Source organism: Rhizobium sp. WSM1328 (genome assembly GCF_057653715.1).
Genome location: NZ_CM172788.1, coordinates 4437602 through 4459011 on the forward strand (window position 1 = coordinate 4437602; position 21410 = coordinate 4459011).

At 60.0% G+C, this 21410-nt stretch carries 18 protein-coding genes; 10 read left to right on the top strand and 8 right to left on the bottom strand.

Translation table 11 applies throughout. The annotated features are described in order from the left end of the window. Positions 1-34: 34 nt before the first annotated feature. Entirely contained in the window at positions 35-991 is a 957-nt protein-coding gene (locus AC2444_RS21920; protein ID WP_012759600.1) for a hypothetical protein, read from the bottom strand. 842 nt (positions 992-1833) lie between these two features. Between AC2444_RS21920 and AC2444_RS21925 the strand changes: the two genes are divergently transcribed. Continuing rightward, positions 1834-2616 (top strand): helix-turn-helix transcriptional regulator, encoded by a 783-nt coding sequence (locus AC2444_RS21925; RefSeq protein WP_012759601.1) that lies wholly within the window; start codon positions 1834-1836, stop codon positions 2614-2616. Between the two features lie 19 nt (positions 2617-2635). On the opposite strand, the gene AC2444_RS21930 is transcribed toward AC2444_RS21925, so the two are convergent. After that, a complete protein-coding gene (locus AC2444_RS21930) occupies positions 2636-2956 on the bottom strand; it encodes a hypothetical protein (protein ID WP_012759602.1) in 321 nt (106 codons plus the stop codon). A 392-nt stretch (positions 2957-3348) separates the two neighbouring features. Between AC2444_RS21930 and AC2444_RS21935 the strand changes: the two genes are divergently transcribed. From AC2444_RS21935 to AC2444_RS21955, 5 genes are read left to right on the top strand one after another with little or no spacing between them, the layout of a single operon-like run. After that, the gene (locus tag AC2444_RS21935; RefSeq protein WP_017995624.1) at positions 3349-4371 is read left to right on the top strand and encodes a UDP-glucuronic acid decarboxylase family protein; all 1023 of its coding nucleotides are present in this window, start codon (positions 3349-3351) and stop codon (positions 4369-4371) included. A 1-nt stretch (position 4372) separates the two neighbouring features. Then, on the top strand, positions 4373-5356 hold the full coding sequence (gene galE, locus AC2444_RS21940) for a UDP-glucose 4-epimerase GalE (protein ID WP_012759604.1): 984 nt from the start codon (positions 4373-4375) through the stop codon (positions 5354-5356). Continuing rightward, positions 5353-7221 (top strand): glycosyltransferase family 2 protein, encoded by a 1869-nt coding sequence (locus AC2444_RS21945; protein ID WP_012759605.1) that lies wholly within the window; start codon positions 5353-5355, stop codon positions 7219-7221. The genes galE and AC2444_RS21945 overlap by 4 nt, the downstream gene beginning before the upstream one ends. Before the next feature lie 38 nt (positions 7222-7259). After that, positions 7260-7781 (top strand): DUF995 domain-containing protein, encoded by a 522-nt coding sequence (locus AC2444_RS21950; protein WP_012759606.1) that lies wholly within the window; start codon positions 7260-7262, stop codon positions 7779-7781. A gap of 3 nt (positions 7782-7784) precedes the next feature. Further along, positions 7785-8753 carry a glycoside hydrolase family 26 protein gene (locus AC2444_RS21955; RefSeq protein ID WP_012759607.1) on the top strand — a complete coding sequence of 323 codons (969 nt, stop codon included), beginning with the start codon at positions 7785-7787 and terminating at the stop codon, positions 8751-8753. Between the two features lie 78 nt (positions 8754-8831). Here the strand turns inward: AC2444_RS21955 and AC2444_RS21960 are convergent, their stop codons facing one another. After that, a complete protein-coding gene (locus AC2444_RS21960) occupies positions 8832-10118 on the bottom strand; it encodes an ABC transporter substrate-binding protein (RefSeq protein ID WP_012759608.1) in 1287 nt (428 codons plus the stop codon). Between the two features lie 145 nt (positions 10119-10263). Between AC2444_RS21960 and AC2444_RS21965 the strand changes: the two genes are divergently transcribed. The 3 genes from AC2444_RS21965 to AC2444_RS21975 all read left to right on the top strand — a co-directional run bounded on the left by AC2444_RS21965 (position 10264) and on the right by AC2444_RS21975 (position 14275). Next, positions 10264-11283, top strand: coding sequence for a LacI family DNA-binding transcriptional regulator (locus tag AC2444_RS21965; RefSeq protein ID WP_012759609.1), 1020 nt, complete (start codon positions 10264-10266; stop codon positions 11281-11283). 128 nt (positions 11284-11411) lie between these two features. Continuing rightward, on the top strand, positions 11412-13268 hold the full coding sequence (locus AC2444_RS21970) for a DUF2264 domain-containing protein (RefSeq protein ID WP_012759610.1): 1857 nt from the start codon (positions 11412-11414) through the stop codon (positions 13266-13268). Beyond that, the gene (locus AC2444_RS21975) at positions 13265-14275 is read left to right on the top strand and encodes a hydroxyacid dehydrogenase (RefSeq protein WP_012759611.1); all 1011 of its coding nucleotides are present in this window, start codon (positions 13265-13267) and stop codon (positions 14273-14275) included. Before AC2444_RS21970 ends, AC2444_RS21975 begins: the two co-directional genes overlap by 4 nt. A 21-nt stretch (positions 14276-14296) precedes the next feature. Here the strand turns inward: AC2444_RS21975 and AC2444_RS21980 are convergent, their stop codons facing one another. From AC2444_RS21980 to AC2444_RS22000, 5 genes are all read right to left on the bottom strand, one after another. Beyond that, positions 14297-15574, bottom strand: coding sequence for a Gfo/Idh/MocA family protein (locus AC2444_RS21980; RefSeq protein WP_012759612.1), 1278 nt, complete (start codon positions 15572-15574; stop codon positions 14297-14299). A gap of 41 nt (positions 15575-15615) precedes the next feature. Further along, positions 15616-16446 carry a sugar phosphate isomerase/epimerase family protein gene (locus AC2444_RS21985; RefSeq protein WP_012759613.1) on the bottom strand — a complete coding sequence of 277 codons (831 nt, stop codon included), beginning with the start codon at positions 16444-16446 and terminating at the stop codon, positions 15616-15618. Positions 16447-16583: 137 nt separating this feature from the next. Then, positions 16584-17747, bottom strand: coding sequence for a dihydrodipicolinate synthase family protein (locus AC2444_RS21990; protein ID WP_012759614.1), 1164 nt, complete (start codon positions 17745-17747; stop codon positions 16584-16586). Between the two features lie 3 nt (positions 17748-17750). Beyond that, on the bottom strand, positions 17751-18899 hold the full coding sequence (locus tag AC2444_RS21995; protein WP_012759615.1) for a Gfo/Idh/MocA family protein: 1149 nt from the start codon (positions 18897-18899) through the stop codon (positions 17751-17753). A gap of 344 nt (positions 18900-19243) precedes the next feature. Beyond that, positions 19244-19921 carry a TetR/AcrR family transcriptional regulator gene (locus AC2444_RS22000; RefSeq protein WP_012759616.1) on the bottom strand — a complete coding sequence of 226 codons (678 nt, stop codon included), beginning with the start codon at positions 19919-19921 and terminating at the stop codon, positions 19244-19246. A gap of 199 nt (positions 19922-20120) precedes the next feature. Here AC2444_RS22000 and AC2444_RS22005 point away from each other — a divergent pair, with 199 nt between their 5' ends. Next, the gene (locus tag AC2444_RS22005) at positions 20121-21407 is read left to right on the top strand and encodes an ABC transporter substrate-binding protein (protein ID WP_012759617.1); all 1287 of its coding nucleotides are present in this window, start codon (positions 20121-20123) and stop codon (positions 21405-21407) included. Positions 21408-21410: the final 3 nt, after the last annotated feature.

Consider the following 21410-nt stretch of genomic DNA (forward strand, 5'->3'; position numbering starts at 1 on the left):
CGGTGCAGTTCGTCTTGGTCGCTGGAGGTCGGTGTCAGGTGCCGGTATCCTCGCCGACGTCGGAGACATGAGAATTGCCGCCGATGACGCTGGAGTCGACCGTATTGCTGAGCAGGTTCGCACCCTGAACGAACTCGAGGTGGAAGCCCGAATTGGCAAGGATTGCCGAAGCATCGGCCGCGCTCGAGCCAGTGGCGTCGTCGCCGGCCTTGAGATCCCAGCCTTTGCCGTCCATCTCCATGCCTTCTGCGCTGTCGGCGGTGCCGCCATTGGCATTCAGGTTGTTCTGAGCGCCTTCGTTGTCCATCTTGACGTTCCAGGCGCTATCCTGGTCAGCCAGATGGTTCGCCTGGACGGCGCTGAAGCCGCTGTCATTGCCTTCGCCGGTCAGCGAATTGTTGAGGATGCTGTCGACGTCGAGAGTGAAGGAGAAGTCGTCGCCGAGGTCGAAGGTGAGGTCGTGTCCGGCAACGCCGAGGTTGGAGTCCTTGACGTCCTCGATGACGGCGAAGTCTGTGTCCGTCTTGTTGAAGCTGTCGGAGGTGTTGTTGCTGTCGGAGACCGTCTTCGTATCCGTATCCGTCTCCGTAACGGTCTTGATATCGGTGTCGGTCACGGTTTTCGTATCGGTGTCCGTGATCGTCTTGGTGTCGGTGTCGTTGTCGCTGTACGACTTGCTGTCATAGCTCCAGTCGTAGTCGGTCTTGGTGTCGGTATCGGTGATCGTCGTGGTCTTGGTGCTCGTATCGTCGTCGGACTTGTAGCTCCAGTCATATTCGTTGTCGCGGTTGTCGCCATTGTTGGCGGCGACGTCGATCTCCGCCTTGACGTCCACGTCGACGCTATTGTCGGTATTGTCGCGATTGTCGCCATTGGCGACGCCGCCGACATAACCGGTCGAATCGTCTTCGATTTCAGTCGAATTGATCGCGCTATTGGCAAAGCCGTCGGCAAGCGCCCCGACCTTTGTGATTTCGGTGTCGTCAGACATTGCATTCTCCAGAAAAAACCGGAGCAGCTTTTCGAAATCCCTCTCATCTCAAATGGGATTTTACTCGCGCTCGCTCCGATACGGTTAAGATCGGCAGATGTATTCGATACTAGTCATCTGCAGCTTCGTCGCGATTTGTTGATCAAATCGTTGGTATTGGGAACGTACGTACTCAGTACAAGGCCGCACATATCCAGCTCCGAATCCTGAAAAGGATAAGGAGTATTCAGGCTTTCTTTTCGTTGAGTTGCCCTAAATGGAAGCCATGTATCAAAAACGCATGACGATACCTGGATTTTCCAGTCGCCACTTGGACGACGATCACAGAATGCTGGAAAAAATGCGGATCCGATAGACACCAATTCGGGCTAAGGCGGATCCGCCCTGTCCGGATAGCCCGCAGATAGTCCCTGTCGTCGGAGTACTAAGATCTGTTCGGCAGCGGCGTCGGCGAGCAGCGACAATCCGGGGCTCCCGGCATTCGCTGCAGGGTTGAGGAGCACCTTTCGACGTTTCCCTGTCTCATATCCGACCCACCCTGCATGACGAAAATATGACAATTTGTACTGAAATATTACATTCAACTGAACATCTATAGTCGAAGCAAATATAGCCTTGAAGTATATATCATAGTGAAAATACAACCAAGGCATTGTATCGTATCGTTTTTCGTCCGCGAAAACTAATCACTTTGGGCCATTTCCTTCCTTCTCAATCCGTATTAACATAATTAAGAAATGTCTAAAAAATAAAGCGGTGACATCCGGGGTCGGCATTTCTTACTATCTTATACCCGCCATCGCTCCACGTTTGAGTAAAGTGTAACGCTAGGGGAGGCGTATATGTTCATGACAGGCTCAGGGATGGAGAATTCTGACCAGGGAAGAAAGTTGAGTACGTCCGGAGATACTATACTAGTGGTAGCCAAGGCGGATCTGTTTTCGGAATGCATGGTAGAAGCACTGGCAAAGAAATTTCCGAACTGTGAAGTGGCAAGCATAACGAGTACAAAGCCGATGCTGGAAAAAGATACCAGCGATTTTAAGCTTGTTTTATTCTATCATATACCCGGCCCGGAGCTTCATGAAGCGCTGCAGGCTGCCCGCGAAAACCACCCTGAAACCTCGATTGGACTTGTCGTCGAAGCGATCGATATGCTCGAGCCCTATGTCAGCCGGCTGGTAGAGGCGCGGATCATCGATGGCGTCCTGCCACTCAACCTGCGGCTCGATGTCTTTATGGCTGCAGTGGATCTGCTAATGAAGGGCGGCGAACATTTTCCGTCAGCACTTCTCAATCGCCTCACCAACAATAACGCCCAGCTGGAGCCTTCGCTCTATCAGACAAAATCGGTCGATGCGGCGCGCAGCAATGCGCTCAAGCTGAGACGCGACAGCATCTCTGCTTTGACCACCCGTGAGGTTCAGATTCTGGATCTCATATGCAAGGGCACGCAGAACAAGATCATCGCCGACAAGCTGCATCTTTCCGAAAATACCGTGAAGGTTCACGTCCGCAACATCTACAAGAAGATGAACGTCCGAAACCGCACGGAAGCTGCATCCCGCTTCTTCAATGAGCATTCCGCCGGTGAAGGCGACATGTCCGGTCGGTGGCGCAACTGATCTAACGCTTTCTTTTGCTTCAGATCGAAGGACGCGCAAAGCAACGCGACTTCTGTCCGAAGCCGCTTGGAGAGCAGATATAAGGCGCCGAGCCATGATAGGCTACGCTGCGGGCCGTTGCTGCAGTCGGGCGCTCGGCCCGATTTGCCGGATAGGCATAGGCCTTCGAGACGCGCGGTGCCTCGACCACGACGATGTTCTTTTTCGCGACGACCGCGATATCGTCATCAACGACCGCGCAAGCCGTTGGTCCGATTGCAACGAGCGCCGTTCCCCAGACGAACATCGCCAAGCGGAAACGCCGGCCTTTCAGCTGCGGTGTATCTTGTTTTTCTAACATGGCCAAAACCCCTCGCATATGGCGCTTCAGGATGCAAGACCGGCCGTGCCGTTGAGCGCGGCCAATCTCCCGCCTTCCCTCGTATATTAGCTGCATTGAGTGAAGCTTAAGCGGCGAGTGAGAGGCGTTGTTGCGGATCGGAAAAATGACTAGAGTGATTAATCATTCGTTATCTTGAAGAATACTTGTGTAATTATTTTGGATACTTGGAATTTTTAAAGTTGACCTCCACGCTAATCGTCTTATCATTTGAGTAGTAATTCAGTTATCCGAAGAATAACTACAAAGTTATTAGCGTCTTGATAGGAGGGTTCACGAACATCCAGGCGGATAAGGAAGACTTGAGGCGCATAAATAAATCAAAAGACTAAATACCTGGGAAGGAGTTTGTAATGCGTAGTTTCGTTCCCAACGAAGGCTATTCTAAAGTGTCAGGCATACCGGTGCTCCAAGGGCGACGCACCGTTCTTGTGAATGGCGGGGGCGGCTTCCTCGGTTCACATCTCTGCGAAAGGCTCCTGCAGCGCGGCCACAGCGTCACATGCCTCGATAATTTTTCGACCGGCCGTCGTGCGAATGTCGCTCATCTTGCATCGAACACCCGCTTCCGCATCGTCGAGCACGATGTTAGGCAGCCCTTCGATATTGACGCGTCGCTCATCTTCAATTTCGCCTCCCCCGCCTCTCCGCCCGATTATCAACGGGATCCCGTGGGAACGCTGCTCACCAACGTGCTTGGCGCCGTCAATACCCTTGATTGCGCGCGAAAGACCGGTGCGATCGTCGTCCAATCGTCGACGTCGGAGGTCTATGGCGACCCAACCCAGAGCCCGCAGCACGAATCCTATTGCGGCAATGTTAACCCGATCGGACCGCGCGGCTGTTACGACGAAGGCAAGCGCAGCGCCGAAACGCTGTTCTTCGATTACCACAGGACTTACGGTGTCGACATCAAGGTCGGCCGCATCTTCAATACCTACGGACCGCGCATGCGCCTGGACGACGGGCGGGTGGTTTCCAATTTTATCGTGCAGGCCCTGCGCAATGCCGACCTGACGATCTATGGCGATGGTCAGCAGACCCGTTCTTTCTGCTATGTCGACGATCTCATCGAGGGTTTCCTGCGTTTTTCGGCCGCGGGCAGCGCCTGCAACGGCCCGATCAACCTCGGCAATCCAACCGAAATGTCCGTTCGGCGCCTGGCGGAAATCATCCGGGACCTGACGAACTCGCGTTCCCGGATCGTCCACCTGCCTGCGGTCACCGACGACCCTCGTCAGCGGCGGCCGGATATTTCCCGCGCCATGGCCGATCTTGGCTGGAAGCCCCGCATCGGGCTCGAAGCCGGCCTGGCTCGCACCGTCGAATATTTCGACGGACTGCTGGCCGGCACAGAGAAGGCGGAGGTCCTATGAGATGCCCCGCTACATTCTCGTCACCGGCGGCGCCGGTTTCATAGGCAGTCATATCTGCAAAGCGCTGTCGCGCGCCGGCATGATCCCGGTTACCTACGACAATCTCTCCACGGGACATGCCGACAGTGTACGCTGGGGGCCGCTCATCCGGGCTGAGCTTGCCGATGCCGCCGCGTTGCGCCGGACTCTTGCGGAGTTTTCGCCCGATTGCGTCATCCATTGTGGTGCCAATGCCTATGTCGGCGAATCCGTCGACATGCCCAGGAAATATTACCGGAATAACGTCGTCGGCAGTCTGACGTTGCTCGAGGCCTGCCTCGATCAGGAGATCGATCGGATCGTCTTTTCGAGCAGTTGCGCCACCTATGGCGTCCCCGCTTCATTGCCGATACGGGAGGAAAGCCCGCAGCATCCGGTCAATCCCTATGGGCGCACCAAGCTGATCTTCGAGATGGCGCTGGAGGACTTTGCCGCCGCCTACGGCATCCGCTTTGCCGCATTGCGTTATTTCAATGCGGCCGGAGCCGACCCTGATGGTGAGCTTGCCGAGCGCCATCAACCCGAGACCCATCTCATCCCGCGCGCCCTTCTCGCTGCCGCCGGCAGGTTGGAGCGGCTTGATATCTTCGGCACCGATTATGCAACCGAGGACGGAACCTGCGTTCGCGACTATATTCATGTCAGCGATCTCGCGCAGGCGCATCTCGCCGCCGTCAATCATCTGATGGCGGACGGCGGCTCGCTCAGCGTCAATCTCGGCTCCGGCCGGGGCACCTCGGTGCGCGAGATTCTCGAGGCGATCCGTCGCGCCAGCGGCCGCGAAGTCCCCGTGCGTTATCGCTCCCGCCGCGCCGGCGATCCGCCGATCCTCTTTGCCAATACCGCAAGGGCGAAAGCGGAACTCGGCTTCGCGCCGGCTTTCTCGGATATCGATACGATCATCCGCACTGCCGGCCCCACCTTCGGGCTGGAGATGAGGGCATGAGCAATGTTTCGCAAATCGGCCATGGCGTCAGGACCGCCAAAGCCGTCAATGCTGATGCATTCGATCTTGTTTTCACCGGCTGGAACCGTGTCGCCTATGGCTTCGGCATTCTCTGCTGGCTGACGGCACTCGGCTTTTTCTGGATCTGGTGGTGCCAGTCCGCCCATATCATTTCTTGGGCCACATTCGTGCTCGTCACCCTCGTGCTTGCCTGGATCACGCTTGTACCGGCCTATTTCATCCTGATCTTTGTCGATGCGAGGACGGTCAGCCCTCGCGCAGGGCTGCCAGAAGGGCGGGTGGCTATGGTCGTCACCAAGGCGCCGTCCGAGCCCTTTGCCGTCGTCCGCACCACTTTGCAGGCGATGCTCGACCAGATCGGCGTCGATTTCGATGTCTGGTTGGCTGACGAGGACCCTTCGGAGGAAACCAGGCGTTGGTGTGCGGCGCACGGCGTGCTGATCTCCACCCGAAAGGGTGTGGCGGAGTATCATCGCACCACCTGGCCGCGCCGGACGCGTTGCAAGGAAGGCAACCTCGCCTATTTCTACGACCACTTCGGCTATGCGCGCTACGATTTCGTCGCCCAGTTCGATGCCGACCATGTGCCGACGCCGACCTACCTCCGTGAAGTCCTGCGCCCCTTTGCCGATCCCGGCATCGGTTATGTCTCCGCTCCCAGCATCTGCGATGCCAATGCCGGGGCAAGATGGGCGGCGCGCGGCAGGCTCTATGCCGAGGCAAGCCTGCACGGTTCGCTGCAGACGGGTTACAACAATGGCTGGGCGCCTCTTTGCATCGGTTCCCATTATGCGGTTCGCACATCAGCCCTTCGTCAGATCGGCGGCCTCGGCCCAGAACTTGCGGAAGACCATTCGACAACGCTGATGATGAATGCCGGCGGCTGGCGTGGCGTGCATGCGGTCGATGCGATCGCTCATGGCGACGGACCGGCGAGCTTCGCCGATCTCGTCGTCCAGGAATTCCAGTGGTCGCGCAGCCTGGTCACCATTCTGCTGCAACATTCCCGCCGCCACATCATGCACCTGCCTTGGCGGCTGAGGTTCCAGTTCGTGTTCTCGCAGCTCTGGTACCCGCTCTTTTCCGTCTTCATGGCCATGATGTTCCTGCTGCCGGTTGCCGCGCTGCTGACGGGCCGTGTCTTCGTCAATGTCACCTATCCGGATTTCCTGCTGCATTTCGTGCCGATGTCGATCGTACTGACGCTGTTTGCCTTCTTCTGGCGGGCAACGGCAACCTTCAGGCCGCACGATGCGAAACTGCTCGGCTGGGAAGGGCTTGCCTTCATCTTTCTGCGCTGGCCGTGGTCGTTGGCCGGCAGTCTTGCTGCTGTTCGCGACTATATCTGCGGCTCCTTCGTCGATTTCCGCATCACGCCGAAGGGAAAGCAGCAGCAGCGGTCTTTGCCGCTGCGCGTCATCTCGCCCTATATCGGGCTCGCTGCCCTTTCCGCCGCTGCAATGATGTTTGCGACCGATGCCGCGGCCGCCCAGGGCTTTTATGTTTTCGCCATGATCAACCTCTCGGTCTACCTGTCGCTGACGGTGCTGATCGTCGTTCGCCATGCGGTCGAAAACGATCTGCCGCTGCTGCCGCAATCGCGCGGGCTGTGGCTTGCGACAGCCACCGGACTGGCGATTTTCGTCGCTGGCGGCACGCAGGCGGGGAGCCACGGCCTGCGCGGCCTCGAAGCTCTTTCGCACGGCCAGACGTTTGTCAGTTTCACCGAGACGCAATTTGCCGTGGCCGGCGCCGGCCTCGGCGGCGGCAAGACCAGGATCGTGAAATTCCACCTGAGATGGAATGGTTTCGGCAGAACCGGCCGAGACGAACAGGGTGCGTGAGCCGGCGGAACCGGCAGGTGTCGAGTATGGAGGATGTAATGGGTATCGGATCGAGACTATGGGGAGCAGCGCTTGCTCTCAGCCTGTGCCTGCCGGTGGCAGCGCACGGCGCCGAGGTTGCCAAAATGAAGGCGCCGACGCCGCTCAGCGCCTATGAGCTCTATCGGATCTATGGCGACAAGACCTGGACCTGGAACACCGGCGGCGGCCGTTTCTTCGATGAGGGCCGACGGTTCGTCGCCTGGAGCAATGATAAGGGGAGGCCGTCCTTCGCCGAAGGCAGATGGGTGGTCGACGATCTCGGCCAACTCTGCATGCGCGCCACCTGGACGAATGCCGAGGGCGCGGCCCGCGCCAGCACCTGTTTCGGGCATCGCAAGATCGGCAACACGATCTATCAGCGGCGCCAGCCGGACGGCAAGTGGTACGTCTTCCGCCATGCATCGGGACTCCCGGACGACGAGTTCGGCAAGCTCGTTCCCATGGACACCGTGAGCGCGAAGGCAAGCGAAGTGAAGCAGATCCTGCTGAGCCAGGAAGTAGCCCGAAAAGGAGGGTGAGCCATGAAGAAGCTGATGAAAAAAAACCTCTCGACCGCCGCGTTAGCGCTGTTGCTGTTGTGCGTCGCGGATCTGCCGGGCCGAAGCGAAGTGCAATATGCCGGCATTGCCCCGAACCCGGCGGCGGCCGTGCGGACGATCATCGATAAGCGCCCCGTCCTTCACACCGACGGCATTAAGTTCGGGGCCTACGATCCGCACGGCGATTTCGGCGCGCAGGCGAATGTCGCGACCGAAGCCCTGTTTCTGCCATGGGAGGACGTCGATCTCGAGACGTTGCGCGTCGCCGATGCCTATGCGCAGGCCAGAGGCCGCAACCTGCTGATCACCGTGGAGCCATGGTCTTGGGACGTCGATTGGCGGCTGACCTCCGCAGAGCTTCGCGCCAAGGTTCTGCGCGGTGACTATGATGTCAACATGCGTTCGATCGCGCATATGATATCTGAGCTGAAAAGCCCGGTGATCGTCCGCTGGGGACAGGAGATGGAGGACAAGTCAGGGCGGTTCTCATGGTCCGGCTGGAGCCCGCAGGACTATATCACGGCCTACAAGCGGATGATGGACATCGTCCGCCAGGAGGCGCCCAGCACCGAGCTCATGTGGTCGCCAAAGGGAGAGCCTGGCCTTGAGGCCTATTATCCCGGCGACGATTATGTCGACCTCGTTGGGCTCTCGGTCTTCGGCCTGCAGCGCTACGACGAACTCGCCTACAATGAGCACCGAACATTCTCGGAAGCGCTGAAGCAGGGATATGATCTCGTCGCCGGCTACGGAAAGCCAATCTGGGTGGCGGAGCTGGGCTATGAAGGCGGCGACGCCTATATCAGGCCGTGGATCGAAACTGCCACACTGAAGCAGAGCGCCTTCCCGAATCTGCAGGAGGTCGTCTATTTCAACGACCGGGATGTGCATGCATGGCCGTTCGATCTTGGCCGGCCGGACTGGCGCGTGGCCGAAAACCTGGGCAACTGATAGTCCGGAAAACAGAGGCTTGAAAAACGGAGAGGCCCGCCGGGGTGTTGCGGGCCTCTCCGCATGTCGGGCGACCGATCATCCCTTGATCGTTGCCTTACCCTCTTCGATGAGCCGGGTCGCCGCATCGGCGGGCGAAATCCGTTCGAAGGCGAGTTCGTCACAAAGCGGGCGCAGCACGCGCTGGTCGAATTGGGTTGCGCCCATCGGCACCGGTGGCGGATATTCGCCGACCTGATCCTTGAGCAGATTCACGTATTTGACCGTTTCCTGCTCTGTCGGGTTGAGTTGCGGCAGGATGGCTTCGCGCACGGTAGGCGACATTGGCACGCCGCGTTCCACGCCAAGGATCTTGCCGGCTTCGGGATCGTTGACGAAGAAGCTGATAAACTTCGCGGCAGCTTCGCCATGCTTGCTCGTCGCGCCCACACTCCAGATCAGTGCCGGACGGTAATAATGGCCGGACGGACCGCCCTTCTTGTCCCGTGGCAGCATGGTGATGCCAAGCTTGTTCTTGATGATCAGTTGATATCCGACCATCTGGTTTGAATAGGCCATCCCAATCACCGATTTGCCGAGACCAAGGCAATTGGTGTCGATTGTATTTTGATCGAGCGTCTGCACGTCGGCGGCAACGGTGCCACCCGCTTTGCGCAGTTTCTCCCAGTAGTCGAACCATTCCTTGGCATCGTCGGCCGTGAAGCCGAGCCCAACGCTTTCCCTCGCAAAGAGGCTCTTGCCGCGCTGGCGCAGCCAGGCATCGAACACATAGGCGTAGCGCGCCGCATAGGGGCCGCCGCCCTTGCCGGAAGACTTGGCGAGTTCGACGGCGAGCTTGGCGTACTCATCCCAGGTGAGGTCGGGCGTCGGCAATGGGATGCCTGCCTTTTCGAATTCGACTGTGTCGAAGAACATCGAGAAGGAATTGAGGCCGAGGCCAACACCATAGAGCTTGCCGTCGATGGTGGTCAGTTTCAGCATGTCGGCGCCAAAGGACTGAACGTCCAGCGTGGAGGGCACGAATTCATCGAGTGGCAGGCAGGCGCCGCGCTTCGAGTAGTCTGAAATTGTTCCCGGCTCGAGCTGGAAGATGTCGGCGATCGAGCGCCCGGCCATCTGCGTTGCGAGCTTCGTCCAGTAGCCGTCGCCCGAAAGTGATTCACCGACGAGAGTGACGCCAGGCGATTTCGACTGATAGAGCTTGGCAACCTCAAGCGTGCGCTTGGCGCGGTCGTTGGATCCCCACCACATGGCGCGGAGCTGTGCGTCTTCGGCAAAAGCCGGAATGGCGCTTCCGGCACCAAGGGCGAGACCGGCGGCCGCACCGGCTGAACCCATCAGAAATGAACGGCGATTGACCTGCATTGATAATCCTCCTTGTCCCAACTGCCCGCTGCCATCCTCCAACGGCATTATCGAGCACTTCGGCAATCAGATTACGCAAAAAAAATATTATTGCAAGAAGCAACCATTTTCTTGCAAATTTGCATTACTTGCATAATGTTTGCCTATGAACGACCAAAAGATCAGACGGCCGCGTCAGGCCGATATAGCTACATTGGCCGGCGTTTCCGTCTCCACGGTGTCACGCGTGCTCGCCAACGAACCTGGTATCAGCGAAACGGTGCGCCGCCAGATATTGAAGGTGGCGGCCGAGAACGGCTATCCCGTCAAGCCTGCTTCCGAGGCCGTTGCGGGGGGGCTGGCACTGATTGCCAGTGACGGCGTCACCGGCACTCTCAGCGTCTTTTATGAAGCGATCGTCGACGGCCTGCGTGCCGGCGCTGCCGAAGCGGGCATGCCTTTCGAAGTCCGGTTGGTCCGCGAGGACCGAACCACCCCGGATGCCGTGCGTGACTATATGCAGACGGCAGGCGCCGAAGGCCTCTTTCTCGTCGGCATCGATCCGAACGAGACGTTGCGCGACTGGCTGCAAACCAGCATGACACCCACGGTTCTTGTCAACGGCACCGATCCGAGGATGCAGTTCGATGGCGTTTCGCCGGCTAATTTCTTTGGTGCCTATGAGGCGACCAGCCGGCTGACAAAAGCCGGCCATCGCCGCATCCTGCATCTGAGCGGTTCTCACCGCCATACGATCCGGGAGCGCGTGCGCGGTTTCGAGGCGGCGATCGCCGCCGTCCCCGGCGCTGAGGGCCGTCTCCTGTCCCTGGCCCTTCAAGGCAGCGCCAGCCGAGAGGCGCATGAACGCACGGTAGCAGCACTTGCCGAGGATGCCGGTTTTACCGCCGCCTTCTGCATGAATGATTTCATCGCCGTCGGCGTGCTCGAAGCCGTCACCGAGGCCGGCCTGCGTGTGCCGGAGGATTTCGCGATTGTCGGCTTCGACGATCTGCCCTGCGCGCAAATGACCAATCCGCAACTTTCCACCATGCGTGTCGACCGCGCTGCCCTCGGGCGCGAGGCCGTTTCGCTGATGCTGTCCCGTTTCCGCAACAGGACGGCCTCTGCGCGCCACATCTGCCAGGCGGTCGTTCCCATTCCGGGAGGGACCGTTCCGAACGCCTAGAACAGGATGATTGAGGCCGAGGCCTAAAATCTGAATCCTGTTCTAAATTAAAGAGTTAGAGCATGATGGCGTCCGAAAACCGCTCACACTTTTTCGGCGTCATGCTCTAGAACCTGTGAGTGATACCGATGCCCTATGATCCCGCCAGCGCCAACCCGCTGGCCGGCAATCCGCTGGAAACCCGCGCCGATATGAGCCGCGCCCTTCTTGCGCTCTTCGATCCGCTGCTTGCCTGTTTCTCGAACGGCAATGCCCGCGTCACGCTCAATGGCGGCGGCGCCCATTTCGACCGGGCGGCGGCCGATCTGGAAGGGTTCGCCCGCCCGCTCTGGGGATTGGCGCCGCTTGGCGCCGGCAACGGCGACTTCGCCCACTGGCATCGTTTTGCCGAAGGTCTCGCAAACGGCACCGATCCCGCCCATCCCGAATATTGGGGAACGGTCAATGGCCGCGACCAGCGGATGGTCGAGCTTGCGGCTCTGGGTTTTGCGCTGGCTCTGGTGCCCGAAAAGATCTGGGAGCCGCTCGATGCGCGCGCCCGTAGCAATGTCATCGCCTATCTCAAGCATGCCCGGCAGTTCGATTATGCCGACAACAATTGGAAATTCTTCCGGATCTTTGTCGATATCGCGCTCGATCGTCTCGGCGCCGATTTCGACCGCAGCCTGACGCGGCAATATCTTGAGGAGCTCGAAGGCTTTTATATCGGCGACGGCTGGTATCGCGACGGAAACGTCCGCCGCATCGACCACTACATTCCCTTCGCCATGCATTTCTATGGCCTGATCTATTCGAAGCTCGTCGACGACGATTATGCAAAGCGCTACCGCGAGCGCGCGGTCCTCTTCGCTCGCGATTTCCGGCATTGGTTTGCCGCCGACGGGGCGACGATCCCCTTCGGCCGCAGCCTGACCTATCGTTTTGCCTGCGCCGGCTTCTGGTCGGCGCTCGCCTTTGCCGATCTCGAGGCTCTGCCCTGGGGCGAGGTCAAGCATCTCTGCCTGCAGCATCTGCGCTGGTGGAAGGACAAGCCGATTGCCGATCGCGACGGTGTGCTGTCGATCGGTTTCGGCTATCCGAACCTGCTGATGTCGGAGAGTTACAATTCCGCCGGCTCGCCTTACTGGGCCTTCAAGGCCTTCCTGCCGCTGGCGATCGCTGAGGATCACCCATTCTGGACGGCGAAGGAGAAAGTGCCGGAACAAGCACCTGAGATCGTCCCCCAACGTCATCCCGGCATGGTGATCATGCGGGCGGGCGGCGATGTCATTGCGCTGTCGTCCGGCCAGGAAAACCTGCAGATGCGGTGCGGCACGGAAAAATATGCGAAGTTCGCCTATTCGGCCCGCTACGGCTTCAGCGTCGAGGCCGATGAGCGTGCCTTTGCGCTTGCCGCCTTCGATTCAGCGCTTGCCTTCAGCGATGACGGCCTGCACTACCGCGTCCGCGAAACGAACGAGGAAGCCAAGCTCGCAGGGGAGGTGCTTTATGCGAAATGGTCGCCTTTTGCCGATGTCGACGTTGAAACCTGGCTCGTGCCCGCTGCACCTTGGCATATCCGCCTCCATAGGATCAGGACAAGCCGGCCGCTACGGATTGCCGAAGGCGGATTTGCCATCGGCCGCCGGGACTTTGAGCTGGATACCCTGTCCGCTTCGGGTGGGTTTGCCTATGCGGTCGGCGAAGCCGACTTCACAGGCATTCTCGATCTCGGCTCTTCGGTCAAACGTTCGGGTGTTGTCCAGAAGGCAATGCCCAACACCAATGTGATCGTCGCGAAAACCCTCGTGCCGCAGCTGCGCGGGCAGATTCCGACCGGTGAAACCATCCTGATGACGGCAGTGCTGGCGCTTGACGATCCCGCCGCCCTCTTGTCTGCCTGGACGAGACCGCCGAAAGCGCCTGAGATTGCAGCGCTGGAGGCCCTGGTGAGGGAAAAGGGCGTGACAGTCAGTGCCATCGAAGCGCCCGGACAAATGCCATGAGCCAGCCGGCCATTATCCTTGCCATGCAACCGTCGCGCACGCAGCATGTCCTGCCGGATGAGGTCCTGCGCCGCCTGGGCGGCATCGGTCGCCTGCTGGATTCTGAGCCGCTACAGCGCTTCGACGACGAGCGTGCGAGGCGTCTGCTGGCCCAAGCCGAAATCCTGATCACCGGCTGGGGCGGGCCCTATGTCGGGCCTGAAATCCTCGCCGCAGCACCGCATCTGAAGCTCATCGTTCATGCCGCGGGCACGGTAAAGGGCGTCATCGACGACGCCATCTTCGAAGCCGGTATCCCGGTCAGCCATTCGGCCGAGGCCAACGCCGTGCCGGTGGCCGAATTCACGCTGGCGGCGATCATCTTCGCCGGCAAGCGTGTTTTCCGTTTCCGCGACCTCTACGTCGCCGACCGAAATCGCAACCGGACACATTTGATGCAGCGCGAAGCGATCGGAAACTACCGCCGCACTGTCGGCATCGTCGGCGCTTCGCGCATTGGCCGGCGCGTGATCGAGCTCCTGAAACCCTTTGACTATAGATTGCTGCTCGCCGACCCGACGCTTGATGCCGCCGAGGCAGCGGCCCTCGGAACGGAAAAGGTCGATCTCGACGAATTGATGCGGCAGGCGGATATCGTTTCCCTGCATGCGCCGTCGCTGCCGTCGACACAGCATATGATCGATGCGCGAAGGCTGTCGCTGATGAAGGACGGCGCGACGCTCATCAACACGGCACGCGGCATTCTCATCGATGAGGCCGCCCTGCTTTCGGTGCTGAAGACCCGCCGTATCGACGCGGTCCTCGACGTCACCGACCCGGAGATCCCGGAGGCGGGCTCCGCTTTCTACGATCTGCCGAATGTCTTTCTGACGCCGCATATTGCCGGCGCCATCGGGCTGGAACGGGCGCGCCTCGGCGAGATGGCGGTGGATGAAATAGAACGCTTCGTGACCGGCCAGCCGCTGCTTTACCAGATCCACCAGGCAAATCTCGAAAACATCGCCTGAGGCGGGCTCAGGCGAAGGGTATCAGCGCGACGTCCTCAGCGAATTTGGCGAACCGTCATTGGCAAGTTCGGGCATGAGATCGGCAATGTTGACCACCTTGCCGGTGCGCGAGCTCTCCAGCGCCGCAATGCCGCAAAGCACCGACATGGCGCCCGCCCGCGTGCCGGCGCGTTGCGCAAGCTTGTCTTCCATATCGGGCTTGAAGATCATGTTACGCATCCGGTCGTCGCCGCCGTAATGGCCGCCGGTGAAATGCGGAACAACGATGCGCTCCACTGCCTCCTTACCATCAGGGAAATTGCGGATGAGCAGGATCGTGTCCTGCTTCGGCTCTTCCCAGGGCTGGGCTTCATACTGGCGAAGCTCGATCCGCCCTTTGGTGCCGTTGAAGGCAAGGTGATGGCCTTCGATCGGCTGGAAGGTGTTCAGCGAATAGGAGACGTGGACATTGTTGCGGTAACGGAGCGACACCACCATCGTATCGGGAATGTCGATGTCCTCGCGGAAGACGCAGCCGTCACGGAAGTAGCCGTCGATCTTCGAGGGATCCTCGTAGAGTGAATCAAGGAAGGGATCGGCCTCGAGATCGAGATAATAGTCGCATTCATGCGCGTGCGGACAGAGCTTGCAGCGCGGGCCGCGGAACGGGCCCTTGCGGCCGTAATTCTGCAGGTCGGCGAAAGAGGTGACGGCATCGGGATCGCTGTCGAGGTACCAGTTCAGCAGATCGAAATGATGCGTTGCCTTGTGGACGAACAGACTGCCGGAATTTTCCGTATAGGCATGCCAGCGGCGGAAGTAGTCGGCGCCGTGCTTAGTGTTCAAATACCAATGAAAATCGACTGAGGTGACTCGGCCGATCTCGCCGGCATTCAGCAATTCCTTGATCTTCGCGGCCGTCGGCGCATAGCGATAGTTGAAGGACACGTCGACCCGGCGACCAGTGCGCTTTTCGGCATCCAGAATCCGGCGAATCCTCTCGACCGAGGTCGTCATTGGCTTTTCGGTGATGACGTCGATGCCGGACTCCAGCGCCCGCACGACGATATCGTCATGCGTATGGTCGGGCGTACAGACGATGACGAGATCCGGCTTCTGCTCAGCAAGCATCGAATCGATGTTTTCGTAGAGCGGCGCATTACTGCCGATCATGTTGCGGGCGCGCTCGCCGCGCAGCGAATTCTTCTCGACAATGGCGGTCAGGTCGACATGCTCGCGCCAGCCGGCAAGCAGATCCTTGCCCCACATGGTGGTGCCGCGGTTTCCCGTACCGATCAAGGCAAAACGGCGTTTCTCCATCGAATGATCCTCCTGCATACGTGATGAAACAGATACTGAAATCAGGCCTGGCAGCAGCTCCTGAAGCGCTCGACGCAGGTGGCGATCACTTCGTCGGCCGGGCGTTTCCACCAGTTTTCGGCCGAAAAGATCTCCACCTCCTGAGCGCCGAAGAAACCGGCGGCCTCCACCATCCGTCTTATGCCTTTGAGGTCGATCACACCATCGCCCATCATGCCGCGGTCGAGCAGCATGTCCTTTGTCGGCACCAGCCAGTCGCAGATGTGGTGGGCAAAAATACGTTTCATGCGCCCGGCGCGAGCGATCTGATTGGCAAGATCGGGATCCCACCAGACATGGTAGACATCGACCGCAACGCCGACATCCTCGCCGAGCTGCTCGCACATATCGAGCGCGTGGCCGAGCGTATTTACGCAAGCACGGTCGGCGGCATACATTGGATGCAGCGGTTCGATGGCGAGCTTCACGCCGGCAGCCTGCGCATGCGGCAAAACGGCGGCGATGCCGTCGAACACCATTCGGCGCGCGGCGACGATGTCCTTCGAACTATCCGGCAGACCGCCGACGACGAGCACGAGGCAATCGGCGGAAAACGCTGCCGCCTCATCGATGGCCCGCCTGTTGTCGTCGAGGTTTTTCTGCCAGTCGGCATCGTTCGCCGCCGGGAAGAAGCCGCCGCGGCAAAGGCCGGTCAGCTTGATGCCGTTCGATTTGACGATCCGCACCGCCTCGTCGAGACCGACCTTGGCGACCTGGTCGCGCCACGGTGCAATCGAAGTGATGCCGTGTTTGAGGCAGATATCGACGGCTTCGGCAAAACCGCATTGCTCGCGAATCGTCGCCAGGTTGATCGAAAGTCCTTCGACCTGCATGTCATTCTCCTCCCATCACTACAGCGCCGCGCGTCTTTTCAGACGCGCAAAGGACGCTGTAGCACTTTGAATTGCTGCATAATTTTGTCCTCAAATCGGTTCCGACTTAAGGACAAAATTATGCAGCAGCCCCTGCTTCAGTTGACGCCGTGGACGGCAAGCACCTGTTTCATGCGCGCCGTTGCGAGTTCCGGATCGGCGAGAACCCGGGCCTTGTCGGCCAGGCGGAAAAGTTCGGCCAGATGCGTCAGCGAGCGGGTGCTCTGCTGGCCGCCGACCATGACGAAATGATCCTGCAGGCCGTTGAGATAGGCGAGGAAGACGACGCCGGTCTTGTAGAAGCGGGTCGGCGCCTTGAAGATGTGGCGCGACAGCGGCACGGTCGGCTCCAGCAGGTCGAAGAATTCATGGTTGCTCTTGCGGCCGAGCGCCTCGAGGGCCGCCGAGGCTGCCGGAGCGATGGCATCGAAAATGCCGAGCAGTGCGTCGGAATGGCCCTCTTCGTCGCCGGCGATCAGTTCGGCATAGTTGAAATCGTCGCCGGTATACATGCGCACGCCTTTCGGCAGCCGGCGGCGCATCGCCACTTCCTTCTCCTTGGAGAGCAGCGAGATCTTGATGCCGTCGACTTTTTCGGCATGGGCTTCGATTACCTCGAGGCAGGTGGACATTGCCTTGATATGATCACCATTGCCCCAGTAACCTTCGAGCGCCGGATCGAACATTTCACCGAGCCAATGGATGATGACAGGTTCCTTGACCTGGCGGAGGATCCGGTCATAGACGCGGATGTAGTCGTCCGGCCCTTTGGCGGCAGCGGCAAGCGCCCGGCTTGCCATCAGAATGATGCGGCCGCCGGCCGCCTCCACGGTTTCGATCTGCTCTTCGTAGGCCCTGAGGATCGTGTCGATAGTGACGTCGGGTCCTGGCGTCAGATGGTCGGTGCCGGCGCCGCAGGCGATCAGCGCATCCTTGCGGCCGGCCGCCTCACTGAGCGCCCGGCGGATGAGGTCGCGCGCTTCCGGCCAGCCGAGGCCCATGCCGCGCTGCGCCGTATCCATCGCTTCGGCAACGCCGAGGCCGAGATCCCAGAGCCGATGGCGGAAGGCGAGCGTGCGCTCCCAATCGATCGCCGGCGTCAGCCAGGGATCGTTGTCGGCGAGCGGATCGGCGACGACATGGGCGGCGGCAAAGGCGATGCGCGGAAAGGCCTTGGCGTCGCGCTTGGCGAGCACGATCGGCGTGCCGGTCAGCGTGTAGGGAACGATCTTGCCGTCGAGAGGGAGATTGATCGTCGTCACGGCTCAGAACTCCAGTGCGGGAACGTCGAGCCAGCGACGCTCGGCCCAGGATTTCAGGCCGAGTTCGGCAAGCTGCACGCCCTTGGCGCCGGCTTCCAGGCCATAGGGCCACGGCGCGTCTTCGACGACATGGCGGATGAACATTTCCCACTGCGCCTTGAAACCGTTTTCGAAGGCCTGCGTGTCTGGAACCTCATCCCAGGTCTTGTAGAAGTCGATCGTCTGCGGCTGGTCCGGATTCCAAACCGGCTTCGGCGTGTTGACGCGGTGCTGACTCCAGCATTTCGTCAGACCGGCGACGGCCGAACCATGCGTGCCGTCGACCTGGAAGGTGACGAGGTCATCGCGGCGGACGCGGACGGCCCAGGAAGAATTGACCTGCGCGATCGCGCCGCCTTCGAGCTCGAAGGTCGCATAGGCCGCATCGTCGGTGTCGCAGTCATAGGGCTTGCCCTGCTCGTCGATGCGGCGCGGAATATGCGTAGCACCGAGGCAGGATACGGCTTTGACCTCCCCGAACAGGTTGTCGAGCACGTAGCGCCAGTGGCAGAGCATGTCGAGGATGATGCCGCCGCCGTCGCCCTTGCGGTAGTTCCAGGACGGGCGCTGGGCCGGTACGCCCCAATCGCCTTCAAAAACCCAGTAGCCGAATTCGCCGCGCACCGAGAGGATCTTGCCGAAGAAGCCGGAATCCCTGAGCAGCGCCAGCTTGCGCAGGCCGGGCAGGAAGAGTTTGTCCTGCACGACGCCATGCTTGAGGCCGGAGCCGCGCGCCTTGCGGGCAAGGTCGAGTGCCACCTGCAGATCGTCGGAAATCGGCTTTTCGCAATAGACATGTTTGCCGGCATCGAGCGCCTTGGACAGCAGCTCGGCCCGCATCAGCGTTGTGCCGGCGTCGAAGAAGATCGTGTCGTCGGGATTGGCGAGAGCCGCATCGAGATCGGTCGACCAGCGCTTGATGCCGTGCTTCTTCGCCAGCTCTTCCATCTTGGCGCCGTTGCGGCCGACGATGATCGGGTCGATCTCGAGTTTCTCACCCGATTTCAGCGTAATGCCGCCCTCGTCGCGGAAGGCGAGAATCGAACGCACCAGGTGTTGATTGTAACCCATGCGGCCGGTGACCCCGTGCAAGATGATCCCCAAGCGTGCCATTTTTTCCTCCCAGCAGATTTTTGCGGCGGGAGCGGGCATCCTCGTCCGGTCCTCCCGAGCCGGTAACTAAACAGTTACTTGATGGCAGAAGAGCAGCGCGGCTGTCAATAGTCAAATCGGAATTTCGAGATCAGAGCCTTTCCGGGTCAGATTGCGGCATTCTGCCGGAGCAGGTTTTCGTCAGGGCAAAGGCGATTGGCGAAGGGCATACCTTGGTACGTCCGAGGCGATCGCCTTTGCCCTGGCGGAAAGATGCCCGGCCCTTCGGGTTGGCTGAAACGGGCCGGTCGACCATCCGACTCCGTTTGAGCCAACAGAATGCTGCAATCTAACCCGGAAAGGGTCTAGCGCTTGATCGAGGTCAGCGTCACGTGGACGATATGCCTTTCCCAGGCATTGAGATGGGTCGGCTCGATCAGATCGCGGCCGAAGATCGTCGAAAGCGTGTACTGGTTGGACAGGTAGAAATAACCGAGCGACGCGATCGTCAGGTAGACATGCAAGGGATCGGCGGTCTCGATGAAGACGCCCTGCTTCTTTCCCCGCTCGAGCACGTCCGAAAGCTCGCCGATCAAATGCGAATGCAATTCCTTGAGCCGGACGGACTGGCGCAGCCAGCGGGCCCGATGCAGATTTTCCGTGCCGAGCAGGCTGAGGAATTCCGGATGCTGGAGGAAGTAACGCCAGGTGAAGAGCGCCAGTTCGCCGATGCCTTCCTCGGGGCTGCGGTCGCCGATATGCAGCGCGCGTTCGGCGGTCCGGATGCCGACATAGGCCTCTTCGAGCACTCTGAGGTAGAGCTGCTCCTTGTCGCCGAAATAATGATAGAGCATGCGCTTGTTGGTGCCGGCGCGCTCGGCGATGGCGTCGACACGAGCCCCGCCCATGCCGTTTTCGGCAAATTCCCGGGTTGCCGCGTCAAGGATCGCGGCGCGCGTCCGCTCCGGATCGCGTTGGGCCGTTCGTTCGGCAGGTGGGCGCCGAGACCTTTTCTTTTCCCCGTTCTCGCCGCTGTCGTTCATTTCTCCACCTCCGCCTTCCCATGTTGCGCTCATAAGCCTTCGGTGCGAAATTGTAAAAACCGAATTTGAAAAGCCCGCGAGCGACACCGCTTGACACGCTCGCCGCTTTGCCCGTAGCTTGTAACCAATTAGTTATTTATGCAAGGGTAACTAGGTCCGGAAGCGTGTGGAGGCGCTTCCCTTTGGAGGAGGAAAAGAAATGACATTCCGTGTAAGCAGACGTAATTTCGTTGCGGGAGGAGCGACGCTTCTTTCGCTCTCGGCGCTGGGAACCAGCGCTTTGGCACAGGAAACGCGCTTGCGTCTCCTGTGGTGGGGCTCGCAGCCGCGTGCGGATCGCACCAACAAGGTGTCGCAGCTCTATCAGTCGAAGAAGCCAGGCACCTCGGTGACCGGCGAATTCCTCGGCTGGGGCGACTACTGGCCGCGCCTTGCGACCCAGGTCGCCGGCCGCAACGCGCCCGACGTCATCCAGATGGATTATCGCTATATCGTCCAGTATGCGCGGCGCGGCGCGCTCGCCCCGCTCGAATCCTATATGCCGGCCAAACTCAACCTCGACGATTTCGACAAGGCGCAGATCGAAGGCGGCAGCGTCGACGGCCATCTCTACGGCGTCAGCCTCGGGGCGAATTCGGCCGCCACGGTCCTGAACACCACCGCCTTCAAGGAGGCCGGCGTCGATCTGCCGACCCAGGCGACCACCTGGGAAGAGTTCGCCCGCATGGGTGCGGAGATCACCAAGGCAGGCAAACGCAAGGGCATGTTCGGCTTGGCCGACGGCAGCGGCGGCGAACCGCTGTTCGAAAACTGGCTGCGTCAGCGCGGCAAGGCGCTTTATACCGCCGACGGCAAGATCGCCTTCGACGTGGACGATGCCTCCGAATGGTACGACATGTGGGCCAAGTTCCGTGCGGCCGGCGCCTGCGTTCCTGCCGATGTCCAGGCTCTCGACAAGAACGATATCGACACCAACACGGTTTCGCTCGGCAAGTCGGCCGCCGGTTTTGCCCATTCCAACCAGTTCGTCGCCTATCAGGCAATGAACAAGGACAAGCTGGCGCTGACCAACTACATGCGCATTAAGCCGGAATCGAAGGGCGGCCACTATCGCAAGCCTTCGATGTTCTTCTCGGTCTCCGCCCAGTCGAAAGCCGTGGACCTGGCCGTGGACTACGTCAATTTCTTCGTCAAGAACCCCGAGGCAGCGCTGCTTCTGGATGTCGAACGCGGCATTCCGGAATCGAGCGCCATGCGTGAGGTCGTCGCGGCGAAGCTTGATGAGAACGGCAAGGTTGCGCTGGCCTATGTCAGCGGCCTGGGCGATCTCGCCGGCAAATTGCCGCCGCCGCCGCCTGCCGGCGCCGGTGAAGGTGAGTTGATGTTACGCAACATCGCCGAACAGGTCGGCTTCGGACAGCTGTCTCCCTCCGACGGCGGCAAACAGCTTGTCGCTGAAATCACGCAGATTCTCGCACGAGGCTGATCC

Excerpts from the sequence above, each read along its gene's own strand:
- AC2444_RS21985 (WP_012759613.1), bottom strand. The coding sequence starts at position 16,446 with ATGCAGGTCGAAGGACTTTCGATCAACCTGGCGACGATTCGCGAGCAA.
- AC2444_RS21945 (WP_012759605.1), top strand. The coding sequence starts at position 5,353 with ATGAGCAATGTTTCGCAAATCGGCCATGGCGTCAGGACCGCCAAAGCC.
- AC2444_RS22000 (WP_012759616.1), bottom strand. The coding sequence starts at position 19,921 with ATGAACGACAGCGGCGAGAACGGGGAAAAGAAAAGGTCTCGGCGCCCA.
- AC2444_RS21975 (WP_012759611.1), top strand. The coding sequence starts at position 13,265 with ATGAGCCAGCCGGCCATTATCCTTGCCATGCAACCGTCGCGCACGCAG.
- AC2444_RS21950 (WP_012759606.1), top strand. The coding sequence starts at position 7,260 with ATGGGTATCGGATCGAGACTATGGGGAGCAGCGCTTGCTCTCAGCCTG.
- AC2444_RS22005 (WP_012759617.1), top strand. The coding sequence starts at position 20,121 with ATGACATTCCGTGTAAGCAGACGTAATTTCGTTGCGGGAGGAGCGACG.
- galE (WP_012759604.1), top strand. The coding sequence starts at position 4,373 with ATGCCCCGCTACATTCTCGTCACCGGCGGCGCCGGTTTCATAGGCAGT.
- AC2444_RS21955 (WP_012759607.1), top strand. The coding sequence starts at position 7,785 with ATGAAGAAGCTGATGAAAAAAAACCTCTCGACCGCCGCGTTAGCGCTG.
- AC2444_RS21995 (WP_012759615.1), bottom strand. The coding sequence starts at position 18,899 with ATGGCACGCTTGGGGATCATCTTGCACGGGGTCACCGGCCGCATGGGT.
- AC2444_RS21930 (WP_012759602.1), bottom strand. The coding sequence starts at position 2,956 with ATGTTAGAAAAACAAGATACACCGCAGCTGAAAGGCCGGCGTTTCCGC.
- AC2444_RS21965 (WP_012759609.1), top strand. The coding sequence starts at position 10,264 with ATGAACGACCAAAAGATCAGACGGCCGCGTCAGGCCGATATAGCTACA.
- AC2444_RS21970 (WP_012759610.1), top strand. The coding sequence starts at position 11,412 with ATGCCCTATGATCCCGCCAGCGCCAACCCGCTGGCCGGCAATCCGCTG.
- AC2444_RS21920 (WP_012759600.1), bottom strand. The coding sequence starts at position 991 with ATGTCTGACGACACCGAAATCACAAAGGTCGGGGCGCTTGCCGACGGC.
- AC2444_RS21960 (WP_012759608.1), bottom strand. The coding sequence starts at position 10,118 with ATGCAGGTCAATCGCCGTTCATTTCTGATGGGTTCAGCCGGTGCGGCC.
- AC2444_RS21925 (WP_012759601.1), top strand. The coding sequence starts at position 1,834 with ATGTTCATGACAGGCTCAGGGATGGAGAATTCTGACCAGGGAAGAAAG.
- AC2444_RS21980 (WP_012759612.1), bottom strand. The coding sequence starts at position 15,574 with ATGGAGAAACGCCGTTTTGCCTTGATCGGTACGGGAAACCGCGGCACC.
- AC2444_RS21935 (WP_017995624.1), top strand. The coding sequence starts at position 3,349 with ATGCGTAGTTTCGTTCCCAACGAAGGCTATTCTAAAGTGTCAGGCATA.